General features: G+C 54.2%; 2 protein-coding genes and 3 pseudogenes. 2 read left to right on the top strand and 3 right to left on the bottom strand.

Features of this window, described 5'->3' with window-relative positions; translation table 11 throughout:
* From FW764_RS27945 to istA, 3 genes and pseudogenes are all read right to left on the bottom strand, one after another.
* Window positions 1-753: pseudogene (locus FW764_RS27945) on the bottom strand (Ice nucleation protein); the annotation flags it as partial.
* Window positions 754-1,241: 488 nt separating this feature from the next.
* Window positions 1,242-2,045, bottom strand: a pseudogene (gene istB, locus FW764_RS27940) (IS21-like element ISPsy20 family helper ATPase IstB).
* Window positions 2,038-3,537, bottom strand: coding sequence for an IS21 family transposase (gene istA / locus FW764_RS27935; protein ID WP_446436709.1), 1,500 nt, complete (start codon window positions 3,535-3,537; stop codon window positions 2,038-2,040). The pseudogene istB and the gene istA overlap by 8 nt, the downstream one beginning before the upstream one ends.
* 201 nt (window positions 3,538-3,738) lie before the next feature.
* On the opposite strand from istA, the gene FW764_RS27930 reads away from it, so the two are divergent.
* Window positions 3,739-3,954, top strand: a complete 216-nt coding sequence (locus FW764_RS27930) for a DUF4224 domain-containing protein (RefSeq protein WP_446436708.1) — start codon at window positions 3,739-3,741, stop codon at window positions 3,952-3,954.
* Between the two features lie 28 nt (window positions 3,955-3,982).
* Window positions 3,983-4,868 (top strand): annotated as a pseudogene (locus FW764_RS27925) (tyrosine-type recombinase/integrase); the annotation flags it as partial.

The raw sequence follows: 4,868 nt of genomic DNA, 5'->3' as shown, positions 1-4,868 counted from the left end.
ATAGCCAGCGATCAGCGAACTGTCGGAACCAGCGGTGCCCGTGCTGCCGTAGCCTGCGGTGAGATCGCTGCCTTCCTGAGCCGTCTGCGTGCTGCCATAACCCGCTGTTAGCGAGCTTTCTTCTCCAGCGGTTTGAGTGCTGCCGTAGCCGGCAATGATGGAACTGTCGGAACCTGAAGTTCCGGTACTCCCGTACCCCGCAATCAGGGTGCTGCGATCTCCAGCGGTTTCAGTACTGCCATAACCGGCGATGAGCTGACTCTGATTTGCGCCCGTGAGCGTACTGCCATAAACAGCTGTCTCTAGCGTTTTTAGCGTCTGATCTGTTGCCGTTGGTGGCCTAAAAGAGTCCTCGTTCATTTCCGGGCGCACTTCAGAAAAAGCAAATGGCTCAACCAGATCTGCTGAATATGACGCATAGTTCGAAACGTTACTCGAAATGTACCCTAATGCACTTTTTCGTGTTCCGACATGAACCACTTCAGCACGGGGAAATTTAACGCCCCCATCTATATCCAGACGAATAATATCGTCAATCGCAACTTCACAAACCACCCATCTAGCATCGGCTTGCATATTTAATTGGGTGCTCGCCCCCTTTCCCCAGAGCAAGCCGGACAGCCCATTCTCGAGCTTTCTCGTAGGCTCCCAAAATTTGCATTCCACAACACCCGATACGGGCCAGATAAGGCCGCAGTGATCGCCCATGTTATTCGAGCAGGTGCGCAAAACTAAAACTTTTACATCGTTCATCTCAACATCCTCGTGATATTTTTACTAAGAAACAGCGTCGTCCACTTATAAAAAATAGCACTTAAAGAACGTGAAATTGCTATTTAAAATTTCATTGAAATACGAAATTAACGCCATTACAAAGCAATAACACTAAGTTCCTTTTTTTATTCAACTCCCTGTGTCAGCCTATTGTAATTTTATAGACTATAAATTACAGGCTATTGCGATCAGTCACTTTGACTTGAGAGACATAGAGAATCGAAGATCTTATTAAAAAGTCTTCAATAAATTCAATGCTCCGCTTCGACACTAATAAGCTTTTTTGCAGACATTGTAGTGGCGGCCTGTTGGCGCTGATTAAAAACTGCCCCACCCTGCCGATTGAAAATTGACCCAGGACGGATTGCTGATTTTTGCCCCAGCAATTGTGGATAAGCTTAGCAGCAGTGTTCCGATTGAAGACGCATCAAGCCCCACCGCATGCAGCAGGGCATTTATGGTGCGGATTAAAATGGCTCATCGTCCTCGATATCATTTCCGTCCTTTCGCTTTCGTTCGCGTGTTTTGATCTTTGTCTAGGCGGCCAAGGTGCTATGTTGTAGGAGGTAGGACTCGTTGTCCGTTTCGACAATGTGGCAGTGGTGTGTAAGCCGATCCAGCAACGCGGTGGTCATCTTGGCGTCGCCAAACACACTCGACCATTGCGAGAAGCTGAGGTTGGTGGTGTTGACCACGCTGGTGTGTTCGTACAGTTTGGACAGCAGGTGAAATAACAGGGCGCCACCGCTTTGGCTGAAGGGCAAATATCCGAGTTCATCCAGTATCACCAGGTCTGTGCGCAGCAGTGCCTGGGCGATTCGCCCTGCCTTGCCATCGTACTTCTCACGCTACAGCAGATTCACCAAATCCACCGTGGAAAAGAAGCGCACGCGTTTGTTGTGGGCCGTGATTCCGGATACAGCCAAGGCACTGGCCAGGTGTGTTTTCCCGGTTCCAGGACCGCCGATGAACACGACATTCTGCGCGGTTTCAGTGAACGCTAAGCTGGATAGATCGCTGACCAGCCGGGCATCAGCGCTGGAAGCGCTGAAGTCAAAGCCAGCTAAGTCACGGTGCATGGGGGGTTTTGCCATGTTCATCTGATGATTCACCGAGCGCACCGCGCGATCCGCATGTTCCTGCTGAAGCAGATGTTCCAGCAGCCATTTCGATGAACCCGTCGACGCTGTTCCTTGAGAGGCCAGTTCTTCCCAAGCACTGGCCATGCCGTGCAGGCGAAGTTCTTTGAGTTCAGTCATTAGGTCACGCATTGCGATTCTCCTCATCGGTCGTACGGAACCGGTCGTAGCGTGCTGTATTGGCAACAGGCGCCACTTTGAGTTGCAGGCTGGTTTCTACACAGGGAGGTGGTGCGGTGGAGGTCAGGCGGGCAAGGACATTGAGGATGTGATCTGCGCTCAGACTTCCCGATTCAAGTACCAGCTCCACCGCCACCAGCACAGGTTCGAGACCCGCAATTGGCACAGCAGCCAGTACCTGCATCATGATTCGATCACCGTTGGTGTGACGCCTCAGTCCTCGTTTGAGAAGCCGTAACGGTTTTGGCAGATCAGTAAATGGCGCGCCATTGCGCAGTGCACCAGGCTTGCGTTCGATGAGTGGGATGTAGTGCTGCCAGTCAAAACTGACCTGATCTCGATCAAAGAGGCGCTCGTGACTGGCGATCACCGTTTCGCCGGCAATGACCACGATCCGCGAAGGGTACAAACGGCTGCTGACCCACTGGCCGACTCGCTCACATGGCACTGAATAGCGATTTCGCGCCACGCTGATCAGACAGGTGCTGGAGACCCGCACGGTACGCTCGACGTAGCCATCAAATGCCATCGGCATTGGCATCATTTCGACCTGCTCCAGCTCCAAGACCTCGGCCACCGTCAGCCCGTTGTACTGCGGATGCACCAGTTCGCTCCAGAGCGCCCGGCAACGCTGGCCGAGCCAGACATTCAGTTCCTCAAAGGTATGGAACATGCAATTTTGAGCATCGAGCCAGATTCGCCTCCGGCTGTCCTGCACGTTCTTTTCGACGATGCCTTTCTCCCAGCCAGAGGCCACGTTGCAGAAGTCCGGATCGAACAGATAGTGCGCGCACATCACGGAAAACCGGGCGTTGACCGTGCGGCCTTTGCCTTTGTTAACCTTGTCGACAGCCGTTTTCATGTTGTCGTAGATGCCGCGACGTGGCACACCACACAACGCTCCAAACGAACGGGTATGGGTATCAAACAGCATCTCGTGGCCTTGGCTGGGGTACGCAACCAACCAGAATGCGCGACTGGCGCACAGCTTCATGTGGGAGACCTGGATACGTCGAAACAGGCCACCGATCAGCAGACTCTCTTCGCTCCAGTCAAATTGAAACGCCTCGCCGAGCGCAAAAGTCAGCGGTACAAAAGCGCGTAAAGACTTGCCTTGCTCACCTCGCCACGAGCGTACAAACGCCGTGAGCTGGCTGTAGCCGCCGTCGTAACCGTCGGCCTTGATCTGCTCGAAAAGCGCTTTGGCGCTCCTGCGGTTGTGTTTTGGCCGGAACGCATCGGCCTTGAGCGCCTGCTCCAGGGTCTCGTGGAAAGGGCTGAGTTTGTTGAAGGTTGCGCACCGTTGGTACGCCGGCTGAGTGGCTTCGGGCGCTCTGACCCATTTTCGGATGGTGTTTCTCGACAGCCCGGTACGCTTGGCTATCTGATGCAGCGAGAGCTTGTCGCGGAAGTACATCCGCCGGATTTTTCCCAACATTTCCATGCTGATCACCCTGTGTTCTCCTGCTCGAAAAGTGAGCAGAAGCAGTTGAACACCTGGGTCAGTTTTCAGTCGGCAGAAGAGCCTCTACTGGGTCAGTTTTCGGTCAGTGGCAACACCCATCTTCTGCCGCGCACAGCAGCAAGGACAACACATGATAATGAACAAGACAGCGCTGCCCAGTGCGGGCAGTGGGAGATAACTATGCAAGCAAAAATCTTATCGGATAAGGAGCTTGCGGACCTCACCGGCTACAAGCTCAGAGCACATCAGCGTAAATGGCTTAGGGATCGCAACTGGGTATTCATCGAGAGTCGCGGCGGTCGGCCCTTGGTCGGACGGATGTTCGCGCGCATGAAGCTGGGCATGGTGAATCCGGCCATCGTTGAACAGAACCCACCGCCGGGGCGCCCTGTTTGAACGCCAGACTTCTCCAAGGTGAACTGATATGCGCCCCCGGAACCACGAGAACAGAGATTTGCCGCCTGGAATGGTGCGCCGTAAGCGCCCAAGGAAAAATGGCAAGGTTTGGATCGGCTACTACTACCGGGATTCTGCTGGCAAAGAGATCCCGCTCGGAACAGATCTGAGCAAAGCCCGTTTGAAGTGGGCCGAACTTGAGGCCAAAGAGAAACCCGCCGATCTGACAACGATGAGGGGCATCTTCGACCGATACGTGCGCGACGTCATCCCAAAAAAGGGCGAGCGGACCCAGAAAGACAACATGGCTAGAGAGTGGGGCCTCACGGAACGGGAGAACCCTTGCCAAGGCATCAGGAAGAAAAGGAGGCGCCGCGTGATTACTACGCCAACGCGGCTGTCTGGGATGCCGTCTACGCGGTTGCCGAACAAGAACTCAAGGAAGCCATGGATCTGGGCTATTTGACCGGCCAACGGCCGGCTGACGTACTAATCATGCGTAGCGACGATACCGAGGGTGACTACCTCCTGGTGACGCAGAGCAAGACCGGCCAGAAGCTACGAATCCTGATGCGTACGGAAGCCGGGGAAAACAGCTTGGGGAGATTGTTTAGGGAGATCAGCGAAAGGAATGTCGGTCATTCGTCCAAGTACCTGTTGATCAACAGACACGGAAAGCGGATGACTAAGGGGATGTTACGCTTGCGATGGGACAAGGCGCGGGAAAAAGCCAAGCAGAACGCCATCGAACAAGGCGACCCGCTGCTCGCGGCCAAGATTGGAGGGTTTCAGTTCCGCGACATCCGGCCAAAGGCCGCGTCGGAAATCATCGATATCGGGGATGCCAGCCTGCTGCTCGGCCACAGCAAACAGGAGATCACCAAGCGGGTTTACAGGAGGTTCGGTGCGACCGC

The organism is Pseudomonas sp. 1152_12 (genome assembly GCF_052850675.1).
This window is presented reverse-complemented; position numbering and strand designations above follow the sequence as displayed.

Coding starts and splice junctions, on each gene's coding strand:
- FW764_RS27930 (WP_446436708.1), top strand. CDS start 3,739: ATGCAAGCAAAAATCTTATCGGATAAGGAGCTTGCGGACCTCACCGGC.
- istA (WP_446436709.1), bottom strand. CDS start 3,537: ATGGAAATGTTGGGAAAAATCCGGCGGATGTACTTCCGCGACAAGCTC.